The sequence below is a fragment of the Corallococcus exiguus genome, from assembly GCF_009909105.1.
Lineage (GTDB): Bacteria > Myxococcota > Myxococcia > Myxococcales > Myxococcaceae > Corallococcus > Corallococcus exiguus.
This window is the reverse complement of sequence record NZ_JAAAPK010000004.1, coordinates 215117-231317: the sequence shown is the minus strand read 5'-3', so window position 1 is coordinate 231317 and position 16201 is coordinate 215117. Positions and strand designations below refer to the sequence as shown.

At 71.6% G+C, this 16201-nt stretch carries 9 protein-coding genes; 3 read left to right on the top strand and 6 right to left on the bottom strand.

The annotated features are described in order from the left end of the window. Window positions 1-9: 9 nt before the first annotated feature. Complete coding sequence (locus GTZ93_RS17075) at window positions 10-3612, bottom strand: tetratricopeptide repeat protein (RefSeq protein ID WP_139921348.1); 3603 nt, start codon at window positions 3610-3612, stop codon at window positions 10-12. Between the two features lie 92 nt (window positions 3613-3704). Here GTZ93_RS17075 and GTZ93_RS17070 point away from each other — a divergent pair, with 92 nt between their 5' ends. After that, complete coding sequence (locus tag GTZ93_RS17070; protein ID WP_139921346.1) at window positions 3705-4145, top strand: hypothetical protein; 441 nt, start codon at window positions 3705-3707, stop codon at window positions 4143-4145. A gap of 336 nt (window positions 4146-4481) precedes the next feature. Here GTZ93_RS17070 and GTZ93_RS17065 read toward each other — a convergent pair whose 3' ends face one another. Continuing rightward, window positions 4482-5444 carry an SDR family oxidoreductase gene (locus GTZ93_RS17065; RefSeq protein WP_120580357.1) on the bottom strand — a complete coding sequence of 321 codons (963 nt, stop codon included), beginning with the start codon at window positions 5442-5444 and terminating at the stop codon, window positions 4482-4484. Then, window positions 5441-6295, bottom strand: a complete 855-nt coding sequence (locus GTZ93_RS17060) for a lysophospholipid acyltransferase family protein (protein ID WP_120564926.1) — start codon at window positions 6293-6295, stop codon at window positions 5441-5443. Before GTZ93_RS17060 ends, GTZ93_RS17065 begins: the two co-directional genes overlap by 4 nt. Before the next feature lie 91 nt (window positions 6296-6386). Between GTZ93_RS17060 and GTZ93_RS17055 the strand changes: the two genes are divergently transcribed. Next, window positions 6387-7811 (top strand): DUF2252 family protein, encoded by a 1425-nt coding sequence (locus GTZ93_RS17055; protein ID WP_139921344.1) that lies wholly within the window; start codon window positions 6387-6389, stop codon window positions 7809-7811. Here GTZ93_RS17055 and GTZ93_RS17050 read toward each other — a convergent pair whose 3' ends face one another. The 3 genes from GTZ93_RS17050 to GTZ93_RS17040 form a co-directional block, all read right to left on the bottom strand. Further along, the gene (locus GTZ93_RS17050) at window positions 7812-8759 is read right to left on the bottom strand and encodes a polysaccharide deacetylase family protein (RefSeq protein WP_139921342.1); all 948 of its coding nucleotides are present in this window, start codon (window positions 8757-8759) and stop codon (window positions 7812-7814) included. It abuts the gene before it with no gap. 15 nt (window positions 8760-8774) lie between these two features. Beyond that, window positions 8775-9485, bottom strand: a complete 711-nt coding sequence (locus GTZ93_RS17045) for a glycosyltransferase family 2 protein (protein WP_120580354.1) — start codon at window positions 9483-9485, stop codon at window positions 8775-8777. A 78-nt stretch (window positions 9486-9563) separates the two neighbouring features. Further along, a complete protein-coding gene (locus GTZ93_RS17040) occupies window positions 9564-10877 on the bottom strand; it encodes a protoporphyrinogen/coproporphyrinogen oxidase (protein WP_139921341.1) in 1314 nt (437 codons plus the stop codon). Window positions 10878-11106: 229 nt separating this feature from the next. Between GTZ93_RS17040 and GTZ93_RS17035 the strand changes: the two genes are divergently transcribed. After that, the gene (locus GTZ93_RS17035; RefSeq protein ID WP_161662875.1) at window positions 11107-16059 is read left to right on the top strand and encodes a tetratricopeptide repeat protein; all 4953 of its coding nucleotides are present in this window, start codon (window positions 11107-11109) and stop codon (window positions 16057-16059) included. Window positions 16060-16201 lie beyond the last annotated feature (142 nt).

The window sequence follows — 16201 nt, the reverse complement described above, 5'->3', positions numbered from 1 at the left end:
TCGACCACGCTAGCGCGACGCCCGGCGCTTGAGGAGCGGAAGGGCCTTCTTCACCCGGTTCGCCTCCGACGCGCCCCCCGCGAGCTTCAGGAAGGACTCGTAGGCCTCCACCGCCCGGGGCAGCTCCGCCGTCTCGCGCACCAGCACGTCCGCCAGCGCCAGGTGTGCCAGGCCGTCCGTGGGCTCCAGCTCCACGGCCTTGGCCAGCGCCTCGCGCGCGGGGGCCTCCTGACGCTGCTTGAAGGCCACCAGGCCCAGGGCCAGGTACGCGCGCCCGTTGTAGGGGGCCAGCTTCACGGCCTCGTCCGCCGCCGCGCGGGCCTCCTTCACGGCCCCGGCGCCCAGCAGCACCCGCGCCAGCGTCACCTGGGCGAAGGCCTTGTCCCAGACGGTGGGCGCCTTGTCGGCCAGGTCCTGCAGCGTGCGCGCCGCGCCACGGCCACCGCCCGGCAGCTGCGCGTACAGCTCGCCCACGCGGCCGCACGTCGCGTCCGGCCCTTCCCGCCGCGCCGCCGCGAAGGCCGCGTCCGCGCTCTCCACCTGACCCTGGCGCAGGAACGCCTGGGCGATTTCGCAGAAGGTGTCCGGGTCCTTGGAGTCCAGCTTGTTGGCCCGCTCCAGCGCGGAGAAGCCGCCCTTCGCGTCGCCGTTGGCGAACAGGAGCGCCGCGCGCAGCCGCTGCCCCTCCGCGTCTTCCGGCGCCAGCTTCACCGCCCGGCCGGACGCCCCTTCCGCCTCCTTGCGGCGGCCGGACTGGTACAGCGCCAGCGCGAAGCCCTTCTGCGCGGCCGCGCTGCCCGGGTTGTCCAGCTGCCACGCTTCGAACTGCTTCAGCGCCTCCGGCGTGCGGCCCAGCGCCAGGAGCGTGCGGCCCAGGGCGTCGCGGGCCTCGCCATGCGCGCCGTTGCGCTCCACCGCCTGCGTCAGCGGCTTGAGCGCCATATCCGGCAGTCGGCGAGACAGGAGCAGCCGCCCCAGCGAGCACGCGCCCTCGTAGTCGCGCGGGTCCTTCATCGCCTCGTCGAACTGGGTCTGCGCCTTGTCGAGCGCGCGCTCCCGCCAGTACACCTGCCCCAGCGCCACGCGCAGGTCCGTGCGGGGCTTCTTCGCCAGCGCCTTCTCCAGCACGTCGCGCGCCTGGGCGCCGTTGCCCTCGTGCGCGTCCGCCAGCGCGAGCCACGCGACGGCCTCCGGCGGATAGCGGTCGTTCACGCGCGTCTTGCCCAGCTCCACGCGGGCGCGCTTCCAGTCCCCGAGCCGCGCGTACGCCGCGCCCCGCACCAGCGACACCTTGCGGCCGCCGTCGGCCTCTAGCCGCTGCAGGGCTTCCTTCTCGCGGTCGCGGTCCAGCAGCGTGCGCCCCAGGCCCTCCTTCGCGGCCTCGCTCTTGGGCTGCAGCTTCAGCGCGGCTTCATAGGCCTGCTGCGCGGCCTCCAGCTTGCCCGCCGCGCGGCCCGCGGCCCCGAGCGCCAGCTGGAAGTCCATGGCCAGCGGCCCCTGCACGCCCTTGGAGAGCATGGTGCGCGCCTCGTCGTACTTGCCCAGCGCGGACAGGATTTCGCCATGCACCAGTTGCTGACGGGGCTGGAGCGCGGGGGGCAGCTTCGCGTCCTGCGCGAGCGGCGCCACGTCCGCCAACGCCGCGTCCAGGTCCTGCTCCAGCGCGAGCCGGCTCTCCGCCATCCCGATGCGGGCGGCGGGGTGCTCCTTGGAGACGTCGCGCGCGCGCTTGAACATCTCCAGCGCCTGCGCGAAGTCCTCGGAGGCGAGGTAGTAGTCACCCAGCGCCACCAGCGCGCGGACGTTGCCCGGCGACGCCTTGAGCGCGCGGTCGAAGCGGTCCAGGGCCTTCTTCTCGTCCTTGGCGGCGATGAGCAGGCTGCCCGCGAGCGCGTGCACCTCCGTCACGTCGTCCTGCGAGGCGAGCAGCGCACGGTTCGCGGACTCACGGGCCCGGTCGTCGGCGACGAGCGCGTTGGTGGCCAGCACCAGGCCATTGAAGCCGTCCTTCACGCCCGGCTTCTCCAGCGCCTCCAGCGCGAGCCGGCGGTCATCCGCGTTGGCGCCGTGGTCCAGGTAGCGCAGCGCGTGCGCGTAGCCCGCGAGCGCCCAGGCGGCGGGGCTCGCCTCGTCCATGTCGCGCGCGCGGTCGAGCTGGCGGAGCGCTTCATCCAGCGACGCGCCCGTGTCCTGCGCCACGGCGCGCTTCGCGAGTTCCAGTGTCTCCGACAGCGTCTGGCCGCCCTGACGGGAGCGGTAGAGGATGAAGAAGCCCGCGCTCGCGCCCAGGAAGATGAGGGCCACGAAGAGCGCCACGGTCTTCGCGCCATAGCGCTCGAGGAGGGACTGCTTCGCCCGCTCCTTGGCGATCTTCTCGTGCATCTCGCGCTCGTACTTCGCCGCGAGTGCCTCCGTGTCCTTCGCGTTCGCCGCCGCCTTGTTGCGGGCCGCGGCCGCCGCCAGCTCCGTCGCATCCGGGATGTCGTCCAGCAGCGAGCGCTTGCCGCCCGAAGCCGAAGCGACCGGAGCTGGCGTCACCGGCGCGGCAGCGCGAGTCCGCACCGCCTCCGGAGGAGGAAGGTCCCCGAGCAATCCCCCGCCCTGCGACGCGGACGGTTCATCCGCCGGAGGAGCGTCCGGGAGATCCGCCAGCATCCCGGACTTGCGCCCACGGCTGGAGGACCCTGGATCCGCCGCCTGCACGGGAGCGGAAGGAGCCTCCGAGCCCTGATCCGGCTCCGACGGCGCGGCGGCCAGCGGATCCGCGAGGTTCCCCGACTCGGGGGCTTGGCCCGCCTCAACTCCGGCGTCCGACGCCGCACGCCCGCGTCCCGACCCCGGCTCCTGGCCCGGATCCGACGGGCCACCGCGAGCAGGATCCACCGGATCCGCACCGCGCTCCTGCGCACCCGCATCCACTGGGCCAGGGCCCCGAGCGTCCTCCGCCACCGGCGTCCCGGCGGGAGCCGAAGGCCCACCATGCGCCTCGATGGAGGCGACCCTGGAGGCCGCCTGCGCATCCGTTCCACCCGCCGGCGTCTCCGTCCGGGCAGCGCGGCGCGGCTCCAATCCGGCCGCCGCGGCGGCACGCGCCTCGAACGCGGACGGGGCCGCTTCCGAACCCGGCGGCTCCGGCGCGTCCTCCTCCGGCGCGGCCGCGGGGGTCGCCAGGACGCCCAGGTCCGCGAAGATGGGCGCCGGTCCACCGGACAGCGCCTGCTGGGCCTGATCCAACCACTGCTTCACGCGCCCGTTGTTGGGCTGCAGCGCCACGGCCTTGCGCAGGATTGGCAGCGCGGAGCGATACAGCCCGCGCTGCAGGAGCACGTCGCCAATGAGGTTGTAGGCGTACGGGTTGTCCCGCTCGATGGCGATGGCCTGGTCGAACTGCTCCATCGCCTCCGCGGGCCGCCCCAGCTGGATGAGCGCCTTGCCCCACAGCACCCGCCCCACGACGGACGTGGGGTGGTTGGAGATGCCCTGCGTACACACCTCGATGGTGCGCTGAGCGTCTCCCTTCTCCAGCAGCGCCTTCGCCAGCTCCACGAAGACGGAAGAGGTCGGGTCCTGCCGGAGGAGCTGCTCGTAACGCTCCACCATCGACTTGGCCATGTTGAGTCGCGACTCCGGTGCGCTTAGCGGGGGAGCGCGGACCATACCACTGCCCTCGTCCGTTCCGCCCAGCGGCTGGTAGCGTCGCGGCCATGAAACGCCTGTCTGCCCTGATGGTCGCCCTGTTCCTCGGTGGGGCCTGTGCCCACACCCCTCCCAAGTCGGACATGGAAGCGCTCCGCCCAGTCGTCGAGGGCTTCCACAAGAACCTGCGCTGGAGGAACTACCGCGCCGTGTCCACCTTCCTCGTCCCCGAGGAGCGCCAGGACTTCGACCGCAAGCGCCGCGAGCTCCACGACGACCGCGACCTCACCGTCACCGACTTCGAAATCGAGGACGTGAAGCTCGCCGAGGACGGCCGCCACGCCACCGTCCACAGCCGCATCCAGTGGATGCGCCTGCCCTCCGTCACGGAGCAGACCGACACCGTCACCTCGGAGTTCGTCTTCCGGGACGGCGCCTGGCTGCTGGAGAAGCAGCTGTCGGGACCCTTCGCGGGCGAGCTGGAGCCACGGGAGAAGCCGTCCCCGTAGCCCGCAAAAAAGTCGCCCACCGTCTCGGGGCCGGCCGAGACGATGGGCGTCGAGAGTTCCCCAATGGAACCCCCTACCAGGGTGACGATGTCGCGCGGTACTTCCGGCCCGCTGCGACCCCGCCGTGTTGCCTGGTCTCTAGAGCAATGCGAGTGCCAACCGCTCCGCCCCCCTGCCCTACCCCCGGTTCCCACGGGAAATCAGGCACTTGGAGGTACTCGCTCCCCGTCACCACCGTCCCATGCCTGACAGTGTTGTCAGGCCCTTCCTGCCATCCCGCCACGTCCCCCCTGACACGGCTGTCAGGGAACTGTCGCGGGGTCCCACGAAAAGCCGCTACTCGCCGATGACGGAGCGGATGGTGTCGCGCATGGAGTGCCGGGACTTCCAGCCCACGTCCTGGACCCAGCGGTTGCCGTCCACGGCGCAGAGGAACTGGATGTGGTCCAGCTCCGGCGGCGGAAAGTTGGCCAGCCGGTAGCGGAACATCAGGCCCAACAGGGGCCGGGCCACGGGGTGTGGCACGGGGATCGCGGTGTGGCCCAGTTCGCGCAGCACGGCGGACAGGGGCACCTGTCCGGGGCCCACGACGTTGTAGACGCCCTTGGGCTCCGGGCGCAGGGCCTCCACCATGGCGCGGGCGACGTCCTCCACGTGGATGAGCTGCACCATGGGGTCGAAGCCCGCCATGGTCCACGGGTGGCGCAGCCGCAGGTAGTTGGACGGCGCGTTCTTGATGGTGGGCCCGACGATGTGGACGGGCCGCAGGATGACCGTCTCGATGTCGGGGTGCTTCCAGAAGAAGCTGTGCGCCAGCATGTCCACTTCGATGAGGTCGCGCACGCCGGAGAAGCGGCTCGCGGCCATCAGCGGCGCGTCCTCCGTGAGGAAGTTGGAGTTGTCCGGGCTGGGGCCGTAGACGTTCGCCGAGGACAGCACCACCACCTTCTTCACGCCGTACTTCGCACAGTACTCCAACAGGCGCGTGGTCCCCACGACGTTGAACGAGTGGTGCTCCTCCTCGCTCATGCGCGGGTCATGCATGATGCCCATGTGGATGACGGCGCGGACCTCGTTCTTGCGGAAGACGTCCTCCGCCTTCTTCTTGCGCAAATCCAGCTGGTGCATCTCGACGTCCTTCGGCTTCCCGATGAAGGGACGCCGGTCGATGCCGATGATGCGCTCGCGCTTGTGCAGCATCTTCGCCAGCGTGCGGCCCAGGTTGCCGCTGATGCCGGTGACGACGACGGCCGGGCGCTTGTCCGCGACGGCGTCCTTCTCTTCCGTGGAGGCGCTCACCAGAACACGCCCCGGCGTTCCTTGAGACCCTGGTGGAGCATCGCCTGGATGGAGGCCTTCACGGTGCGCACCTTCTTGTCCAGTTCACTGTCCTCGTCGTCCGCGCGGCCGGTGAAGTGGAGCGCGTCGCCGAAGTAGATGCGGTACTTCGTGGGCAGCGGGAAGGGCGTGCCCGTGGGGGTGATGGGGAAGGACGGGAAGCCCAGCAGCTTCGCCACCGGCTTCAGGTTCATCAGCGCGGGCGCCTGCTCCTCCGCGCCCACCACGGCGATGGGCACGATGGGCGTGTTCGTCTCCAGCGCCAGGCGCATGAAGCCCAGGCCGAACTCCTGGAGCTGGTAGCGCTGCGGCCACAGCTTGTTGAGTCCGCGCGTGCCCTCCGGGAACACGAGGATGGCCTCCTCCGCCTCCAGCAGCCGCCGGCAGTTCTCCGGCGTGCCGACAATCTGGCCCACGCGCGCCATGAACGTGGAGACGTACGGCAGGGACGGCACCCATTTCTCCACCATGCTGCGGATGGCGCGCGGCGGGTTGCCCTCCACCATCAGGGCGATGCCAATCATCGCGCCGTCCAGGGGCAGCTGGCCGGAGTGGTTGGACACCAGCAGCACCCGCCCCGAGGGGATGCGGTCCGCGCCGTAGGCCTCCACCCGGAAGTAGTGGCGATAGAGCCACATGAACGGGGCGATGGCGGCCAGGCTGTAGTCCAGGTTGAACCCGAACGGATCCACCCCGTACTCGTTCTCCGTCCGGGCCAGGGCCTGGAGTTGGTCGGACTGCTGCTCGCCGGCCATGCGCTCGGTCCAGCCGCGCAGACCCTTCTTCACCTTGTCGCTGAAACGCTCCAGCATGGGCTCGCTCCTTAGCACCCCCGCCCGCACGCCGGGAGTGGGCCCACAACCCGCGATGCCCTTCTGACGATAATCCGCCGGAAGGTCCCCCATGCGCATCCCCTCCAAGCCCTCCCGGACGTCCGCCCCCGGCTCCACCGTCGCCGCCACGGTCCTGACGCTCGCCTCCTCAGGGGCCACCGCAGGCCGGCTGGCCCCCGACGTCAGCGACTTCCAGCCCCAGGCCACCACGTCACGGACTGGAAACACCGTGGCTGCGAACACGCTCGCGCCCAAGCGGGCCCAGGCGTCCGGACTGGAGCGGCAGCCCTCACAGGCCGTGTCCTTCGTGCGCGACTTCAACGCGCGCCTGGACCTGCCGCCCGCGCGCCTGAAGGAGAAGCTGGCGCAGATGCGCGCAAGCCCCTCCGCCATGTTCCGCGCCATGCCCGCCCTGTTCCACGCGGACCTGCGGGGCCCGTACGCGCAGGAAGCCCGGCTGACGGACCGGCCCGCGCCGGACATCCGGGTGGTGGGCGACGCGCACGTGGGCAACCTGGGCACGTTCCGGGGGCCGGACGGCAAGGCGGTGTGGGGGCTCAACGACTTCGACCAGACGGGCACCGCGTCACCGGAAGCGGACCTCACGCGCCTGGCCACCAGCGCTGTCCTCACCGCGCGCGAGGCGGGTCTGTCCGCAAGCGAGCAGATCAAGGCGGTGGAGGCGCTCGCGAAGAACTACTTCGAGACGCTGGAGCTGCTGGCGGACGGCGACGCGAACCCCGGAGCGTTCCTGGACAAGAAGGAGTCCTCCGGCCCGGTGAAGGACCTCATCACCAAGGCGCGCGACGCGTCCGCCAAGGACCTGCTGTCCAAGTACGTGAAGCTCGACGGCGCGAAGGGCCCGCGCTTCCTCACGTCGGACACGCTCAAGCCGCTGGACGCGGAGAAGAAGGCGGCGGTGCGGACCGCGCTGGCGTCCTACGAGAAGACCCTGGACGGCACGGAGGGCGTGGCGGTCCCCTTGAAGGTGCTGGACCTGGCGGAGCGGCTGGACGCGGGTGGCAGCAGCTACGGCCTGGAGCGCGACTACGTGCTCGTGGGCGCGGCGGATCCGAAGGCGCCCCCCGTGCTGCTGGAGCTGAAGGAGCTGCTCGCGTCCGGCGTGACGTCGCCGCCGGTGCCCGCGAACGGCGCGGACGTGGTGAAGGCGCAAGAGGAGCTGGGCGGCACCATGAACCCGCTTACGGGCGCGGTGAACATGGGCGGCCGGGCGTTCCTCGTGCGTGAGGTGGAGCCGGAGAAGAACAAGCTGGACGACGCCGTGCTCGGGAAGAAGAAGGCCCTGCGCTCCACCTTCGAGCAGGCGGGCGTCGTGCTGGCCCGCGCCCATGGCAACACGCAGGCCCAGGCGAAGTGCCTGGAGGACTGGGTGGGCGGAGACACGAAGGAGGCCACGAAGCGGCTGGTCGCCTTCGCGCAGGCCTACGCGGATCAGGCCGAAGCGGACTGGAAGGCCCTGAAGGCCGCGCGCTGATCAGAGCGTCGCGGACAGCTGCCCCGCGGCGTCGCGCAGGGTGACGACGTCGAAGTCGTCCTTGAGCCACTGGAAGATGCTGCGCAGCCGCTCCATCTTCTTCGCGGCGCTCACGCGCAGGTCGCGCTGCTGGCGCGCGAGCTCCGGCGGGATGCCGTCCGTGGCGTCCAGCACGTCGACACCGTGGAGCTCGAAGTTGAAGAAGGCATCCGCCCGGCACGTGCGGTACGCGGCGCGCATCGTGCCGCGAGGCAGGGTCGTCGCGAACGTGCCAATGAACGGGAAGCGCACCACCGGCGTCACCGTCATGGGCAGCTCCAGCACGGCCCCCGAACCGCGCCGGTAGGGCTGCGCGGGGTCTGGCCGGTACGGCACGCGCGGAGCCAGCAGCACCCGAGGGGTGTCCAGCACGGAGCGCGACGGCCGCCCCAGCGCCGCGAGCGCCCCCATCACCGCCGCCTTCGCCGCGTAGTACGGGGCCGCCGGAAACGCGGATGAACCGTACTGGTAGCCCTGCGCCACGGTGGCCGCGTACAGGTCCGCGTTCAGCGTGTAGCCCGGAGCGCGAAAACCCGAAGGACGCACACCCACGGCCTTCAGGATGGCCGCGTCCGCGCGCGCCAGGTCGTCCGCGATGGCGTCCGGCCCTCGCCGGGTGAGCGCGTAGTCGTGGGCGTGGCTGTGGCTCGCGATCTCCACGCCCGCCGCGTGGGAGCGCCGCATGCCGTCCGCCGCGCCGGGGTCGGACTCCAGGTCCTCGCCGATGACGAAGAACGTTCCGGGCACGCCCACCGCCGCGAACAGCTCCAGGAAGCGCTGCACCGCCACGCGGTGGATCAACGTCCGCGCGCGCTCATCGAGCAGCGACTCGGGCAGCCCGTGGATCCGGCAGTAGTGCGGCAGCGAATCCAGGTCGACGGAGATGGACGCCAGGCGCGCTGCCGTCATGGGGCGACCCTCCGCTCAGGTCCCGCGGACGCGGATGACGTAGAACAGCTTGCCCACGTTCTTGAGCACGTTGGGAACGCGCTTGAACAGGTGGATGGACGGCTGGCGCTTCTCATGGAGCTGGATGGGGATCTCCATGACGTTCAGTCCCTCACGCCACGCGCGGATGACGAACTCGCTGGCGAACACGTCCATGTCCACCACGCACTTCTGGATGACGGGCAGCAGCGCTTCGCGGCGGAACGCCTTCAGGCCGTGCGTGTCCGTGCCCTGGAAGCCCAGCGCCACGCGCAGCAGCTTGTTGTGCACCCGCGTGGCCGCGCGGCGGATGAGGGGGCGCTGGTCGCTCGCGCCCTTGGCCGCCTTGGAGCCCACGACCATGTCCGCCTCGCCGCGCTCCAGCCGGGGCAGCGCCGCGTCGTAGAAGGTCAGGTCGCAGAGGTCGATTTCATCGCAGACCACGTAGGTGCCCTGGGCCTTGATGATGCCGGCCTTGAGCGCCACGCCGTAGTTCGGCGTCTCCGAGTGGAACCAGCGCAGGCGAGGGTTCTTCGCGCAGATTTCTTCCAGGAGCCGGGGCGTCGCGTCGCGCGAGCCGTTCTCCGCGAAGATGATTTCGTAGTCGAGCCCGCGAGCATCCAGCCCCTGACGCAGCTCTTCGGCTGCCTGGGCGATGATGGATTCCTCGTTGTAGACGGGGATGACGACGGAGAGGTGCAGGGCCATGGGTCCGGAAATGCGAAGGGAAGGCCCTGGGGCGTAGCACGCCCCCGGACCACCGTCGACAGGAGACGACTCCCTGCGTCAGCCGTTCAGCGTCCGGGCGCAAGCCCGCCCGTCCAGGATGGCGTCCTCCATGGAGGCGTACTCCCACTTTCCATAGCGCCCCGCCATGAGGATGCCGGCGTGCTCCAGGAAGCGCTTCACCTCCGCCATCGCGGGGCCGTAGGCGTCGTCGTAGAGGACGTACGCGTTGGGAATCTCCCGCCCCTTCGCGAAGAGGATGTCGTCCGCCGAGTGGATCATCCGCGAGCGCACCAGGTCCTCCACCGCGTACTCCTCCGCGTCCGCCACGGACAGCTCTCCGTGATGGCTGAACTCCACGGAAAAGCTGGCCGTGTCCGGAGGGGCCAGGGGCGCGAACACCGCCGACGGCGCCCCGATGCGGTACGAGTGGAACTCCGGCTCCGGCAGGTAGATCCAATGCCACGGCTGGCGGTTCGCGCCCCGGGCGCCCACGCACACGTACGTGACGATGAAGGCACGCAGGCGCTTCGTCGCGGCCCGCACCTCGTCCGGCACGCCGGAGGCGCCCTTCCCGATGAGCTCCACCAGCGTGGGCAGCGCGATGGAGGACACCAGCCCCGAATACGGCACGGTGCGCCCGTCCGACAGCGCGACCTGCTTCGTCTTCCAGTCGATGGAGACGGGCTCGGTGCGCACGCTCAGCTCGCCGCCCGTCAGGTGCTGCTTCATCGCGCGGGCCAAGCTCTCGATGCCGCCCTCGCGCGGGTAGAGGAACGACGCGTTGTAGCCCAGCTGATCACTGCCCGCGCCGAGCGCCCCGTCCACGACCTCCTTGAGGGAGGGGCGCGGCACGAACCGGCCGACCCACGCGGCGGACATCTCGCGCGGGTGCACGGTCCAGAGCTTCTGGTTGTAGGGCAGCATGAAGTTCTTCGCGAAGCCCTCGCCCATGTAGCGGAGGATGAACTCCTCGAAGTTCACGGGGTCGCGCTCGCGCAGGGCGCGGCCCTTCTCCCCGTAGATGGCCTCCACGTAGCCGACCAGGTTCTCCGCCACGACCTCCGGCGGCAGCCCGTGGGTGTTCACCTGGTAGGGGAAGCGGGTGAAGGTGTCGCGCGAGAAGATGGCGGCGCGGCGCTGGATGCGCACCAGCTGGTCCGGGAGCCAGAGCGTGTTGACCAACTCCTGGATTTCCGGGTCGCGCAGGTGGAGCCAGTGACCGGTGGGGTCGAAGTAACACCCGTCGATGACCTCGGTCTTGATGAGGCCGCCGACCCGGTCGGACTTCTCGATGAGGCGCCAGGGGCGCTTGAGGAAGTGCGCGGTGGACAGGCCCGCGAGGCCCGCTCCGAGGATGACGATGGGATCCATGCGCCGCCGGGTCTACCACCCTGGGAGGGGACCTGGAAAAGGGATGCACACTGTTGGTGTTGGCGGGCGCCCGCCCTCCTGCCCGGCCGGGTGACAACGGTGCGCGCTGGGGACGCGTTCTTTCCGGGCTTGAAACGGCTCTGCTAGCCTGCACGCGCCGCGCGGACCATCGCACGCCCCCGTCATTGCTGCGCGTGCGCGCGCCAGCCGGTCTCGTCGAAGGAAAACAATGAAAGTCTCCTGCCCGTCGTGCCAGACGAATTACAACATCGATGACAGGCGGATCCCGCCCGGCGGCGCGAAGCTGAAGTGCGCCCGGTGCCAGACCACGTTCCCCATCAAGGCCGATGGCGCGAGCGGCGAAGCTCCCGAGGCCGCGGCGCAGCAGCCTGCCGCCATCCCGCTGCCGGGCACCGCCGCACCCCAGTCCGCCGCCATCCCCCTGCCGGGTGCCGCCGCGCCCCAGTCCGCCGCCATCCCGCTCCCGGGCAGTGCCGCGCCGCAGTCCGCCGCCATCCCTCTGCCAGGTGCCGCCGCGCCCCGCGCCGCCGCCCCCCAGCCCGCCGCCATCCCGCTGCCGGGCGCCGCCGCACCCCATCCCGCCGCCATTCCGCTGCCGGGCAGTGCCGCGCCCCAGTCCGCCGCCATTCCCCTGCCCGGTAGCGCCGCGCCCCAGTCCGCCGCCATTCCCCTGCCGGGCACCGCAGCCCCGCGTGCGGCCGCTCCGGCTCCGCAGTCGGCCGCCATCCCGCTCCCGGGCAGTGCCGCGCCCCAGTCCGCCGCCATCCCCCTGCCCGGTAGCGCCGCGCCCCAGTCCGCCGCCATCCCCCTGCCGGGAGCCGCCGCGCCCCGCGCCGCGGCGCCGCAGCCCGCCGCCATCCCGCTCCCCGGTGCAGCGGCGCCGCAGTCCGCCGCCATCCCGCTGCCCGGTAGCGCCGCGCCGCAGTCCGCCGCCATCCCCATGGGCGCGGGCCCGGCCATCCCGCTGCCCGGCACGGCCGCTCCGCGCTCCGCAGCCATCCCGCTGCCCGGTAGCGCCGCGCCGCAGTCCGCCGCCATCCCCATGGGCGTGGGCCCGGCCATCCCACTTCCTGGCGCGGCCGCTCCACGCCCTGCCGCCATCCCGCTGCCGGGTAACGCCGCTCCGCCCGTCCCCGAGGATCCGTTCTCCTTCGACGACGAACTCCCGCCCGCGGCCTATGCCTCGCCGGGCGTGGCCGCGCCCCGGGCCATCTCGCTCGACGCGGGACCCGGCGCGCCGGTGGCCCTGCCGGACGACTCGTTCAGCTTCGACATGGACGCCGCGCCGCCGGCCCCCGCGCCCATGGCCGCGGAGGACGACTTCGCGGAGGTGAGCAGCGGCGAGTTCTCCTCGGTCGACACCACCGACTTCTCCGAGCCGCGCGAGGACGTGACCCGCGTCGTCGCCATCCCCGTCCCCAACGCCGCCTTCCGAGAGCCCGCCGCGCCCGCCGCCTACGGCACGCACGAGCCCGCCGGCACCGCGCGCGACTTCGACTTCTCCGAAGATCCCGTCGCCGCCGCCCCGCCCGCCGAGGCCGACTTCGGCACGCCCGACTTCGACTTCGCGGACGACGGCACCCTGCCCGTCCCCGCGCAGCCCGCGCCCGAGGACGCGTTCACCTTCGACATCAACGATCCGTCGAACGCCCATGGCCCTGCGGCGTCGCGTCCCCATCCGCAGACCTACGGCTACGGCGAGCCGGAGCCCCAGGCGGATCCGTTCGCCCTGGCCCCGCCCCCCGCGGAGCTGGAAGCGGATCCGTTCGGTCTCCCGCCGCCCTCCGCCTACGGGGCCCCGGCCCCCGACGAGGACCCGTTCGCCCTGCCCCCGCCGCCCGCCGCGCCGTCCTACGACATGGGCGGGCTGCCCTCCGCGAGCGAGGACCCCTTCGCCCTGCCGCCCTCGCCCGGCCTGGACTTCTCCGACCTGCCCTCGCCCGCCGCGCCCCAGGCGATGGACTTCTCGGACCTGCCCTCGCCCGCCGCGCCCTCGGCCGTGTCCTTCGACTTCGCGGAGCCGCCTGCCCCCGCGTACGGCCAGGCCCCCATTCCCACGGATGATCCGTTCGCCGTGGACTTCTCGTCGCCGCCCCCGGCCGCGCCGCCCGCTCCGGACTTCCAGCTGGACTTCGGCGACCCCGCCCCGGCCGCGCCGCCCGCGCGAATCAACCCCGCCACGGACTTCGGCGACGTGGACTTCGGAGACCCCGCGCCCGTCCCGTCCTCCGCGGCCACGGGCCTTCCGGACGCGCTGGAGTTCGACCCCACCGCCGCGCCCGTGGATGACCTGGAAGCGGACCTCTCCGCGCCGCTGCCGCCCCCGCCCGCCGCGGGCCCCGCGGACGGCCTGGAGATGCTCAGCTTCATCGACGACAGCGCCGGCAAGGACGCCGGTGGCCGCGTGCAGGTGAAGCGCTTCCACGTGCGCCGCCGCTCCGGGAAGATGTTCGGCCCGTTCGAGGAGGGCGTCATCGTCAAGATGCTCGAGGACGGCCAGCTCCTCGGCAACGAGGACGTGTCGCCGGACTCGGAGGCGTGGTCCGCCATCGGCACCGTGCCCGTCTTCGCCGCCGCCATCCAGCGGCTGATGGAGGGCCCGGCCAAGGCCGTGCCGCTCGCGGCCACCCCGGGCGCGCCGGCTCCGGAGACGACGGGTGCCACGGATCCCGCCAATCCCCAGGCCAGCATGGAGCGGCTGCGCCAGCTCTACGAAGGCCGCATGGCCGCGGTGTCCGTCGTGGACCGCAGCGCCGCCGACGCCAAGTGGAAGAAGCGCCTGCCCGCCATCATCGCCGCGGGCGTGGCGGTGGTCGTGCTGGGCACCGGCGCCAGCTTCGAGGTCAGCCGCTACGGCGCCTTCGGCCGTAACAAGTTCTTCCCGGCCCGCGTGTCCGCCGGCTCCGCCGAGGCGAAGCTCGTCGAGGAGGCGCGCAAGGGGCTGCTGGCGGACACGTACGCCAGCTACAAGGACGCGCGCAAGAAGAGCGCCCAGGTGCTGGCGAAGAACGAGTACCCGGAGGTCCGCGCCCTCTGGTGCCAGTCCGTCGCCTACCTGCAGCGCCGCTACGCGGACGGAGAGCGCTCCGACCTCACCGCGTGCGGCAAGCACATGGAGTCCATCGAGCTGCTGGGTGAGAAGAACGTGGAGGTCATCAAGACCACCGCCGGCATCGCGCTCACCCAGCGAAGGGCCGCGGAGGTACAGGCCCGCCTGCAGGACGCCGCCAGCCGCGAGGACAACCAGGGCGACCTGGAGCTCTCCTTCCTCCTGGCGGAGTCCTACGCGCAGCAGAAGGACATCCCCAACGCCGTCGCCACGCTGACCAAGCTGCTGGAGAAGGACGCGAAGTCCGCCAAGGCCCACCACGCGCTGGGCAACCTGTACCAGGCGCAGGGCAAGGCCGACGAGGCCGCCAAGGCCTACGCGGAGGCGCTCGCCGCGGATCCGCAGCACGCCGCCTCCGCGGTGGAGCTGGCCGCGGTGGAGCTGCTGGTGCGCAAGTCGAACATCGAGCAGGGCGCCCAGGCCGTGGAGAGCGCCCTGAAGCTCCAGGACGCGCTGGGGCCCGCCGAGCGCGCCCGCGCCCTCGGCCTCAAGGGCATGGCCCTCTTCCAGCAGTTCAAGCCCAAGGAAGCGGAAACGGAGCTGAAGGAGGCCCTCAAGGCCAACCCGGACTCCGAGTTCATCAAGGCCCAGCTCGCCCAGGTGCTGCGCTCGCAGCGTGACTACGACGGCGCGCTGCCGCTCTACGCCTCGCTCGCGAAAGAGGACAAGGACAACCTGGAGTTCGTGGACGGCCACATCACCGCGCTGGTGATGACGGGCAAGATGCAGGACGCGCTCACCGCCGTGGAGGCCGCCAGCAAGAGCTTCCCCAACGAAGCGCGCATCGCATACCTCTACGGCCGCATCGAGGACGCGCTCGACAAGCCCACGGAGGCGGAAGGCCACTTCAAGCGCGCCAACGCCGCCGACGCGAAGCTGGTGGACGCGGGCCTGTACCTGGGCCGTCTGTATCTCCGGCAGCACCGCAACGCGGACGCGCGCGGCCTCCTGGAGGCCGCCGCGCAGCAGGCGCCGGAGCACGCGGGCGTGCACGCGGGCCTGGGAGAGCTGGCGCTCGCGGAGAACAACAGCCTGCTCGCGCAGCAGGAGTTCGACCGCGCCGTACAGCTGGACCCCAACCTGGCGGACGCCCACCTGGGCCTGTCACGCGTGGCCCTTCTCAATGGCGACGCCACCCGCGCGGAGACGGAGGCCAACCGCGCCCTGGAGCTGGATCCGCACCTGTTGAAGGACGGCCGGCTGCAGCGCGGCCTGGTCCTCTGGCGGCTGCACCGGCTGGACGAGGCCGCCGCGGAGCTGGAGAAGGCCAAGGCGGAGGACCCCCGCTCCATCACCACGCCCATCACCCTGGGCGCGGTGCTCCTGGAGAAGGGCGACCTGGCCGGCGCGGAGAGCAACCTGGGCCTCGCGCTGCGCAACGAGCCGTCCAACCACGAGGCGCTCTACTACCTGGGCCTCGTGCGCGCGAAGCGCGCCGAGTACACCCAGGCGCTCGACAGCATGAAGACCGCCGTGGACCGCGCGCCCAAGCGCCCGGACTACCACTACGCGTACGGCGTCATCCTGCGCGACGCGAAGAAGCTGCCGGACGCCGTCGAGCAGTGGAAGGTCGCCGTGGAGCTGGAGCCCAACTACGCGGACGCGCATGAGGCCCTGGGCCACGCCCACCTGGAGCGCGCCCAGTTCGACGACGCCATCAGCTCCTTCGAGGCGGCGCTCAAGGCGGATCCGCAGCGCACGCGGGTGATGGGCGCCATCGGCGACGTGCTCTTCAACGCCGCCCGCTGGGACGACGCCGTCCGCCGCTACCAGGCGGCGCTCAAGGCGGATCCGAAGCTCACGTACGTCTATTACAAGGTCGCTCGCGCCTTCACGGAGCAGGCCCAGTACGCCAAGGCCATCGACTGGTACAAGAAGGCCACCAGCGTCGAGCCGGACAACGCGCAGTCCTTCTACTACCTGGGCTTCGCCTACAAGGAGCGCAACAAGCGCAAGGACGCCATCACGGCCTTCAAGGAGTACCTGGTGAAGAAGCCGGACGCGGCGGACAAGAAGGACATCGAGGACGAAATCTACGACCTCGAACACTGACCGGGCCTGGCGGGCGGACCTTTCGTTCCAGGCCCGCCCACCCCTCCGGTAGACCGCCGGAGGGGCCCTTCCAGTCAGCCCCCGGGGCCTGGGGGCGTCCGGCCTTGAGCACCCGGCGCGTGGTGAGCCTTGCCGGCCCACG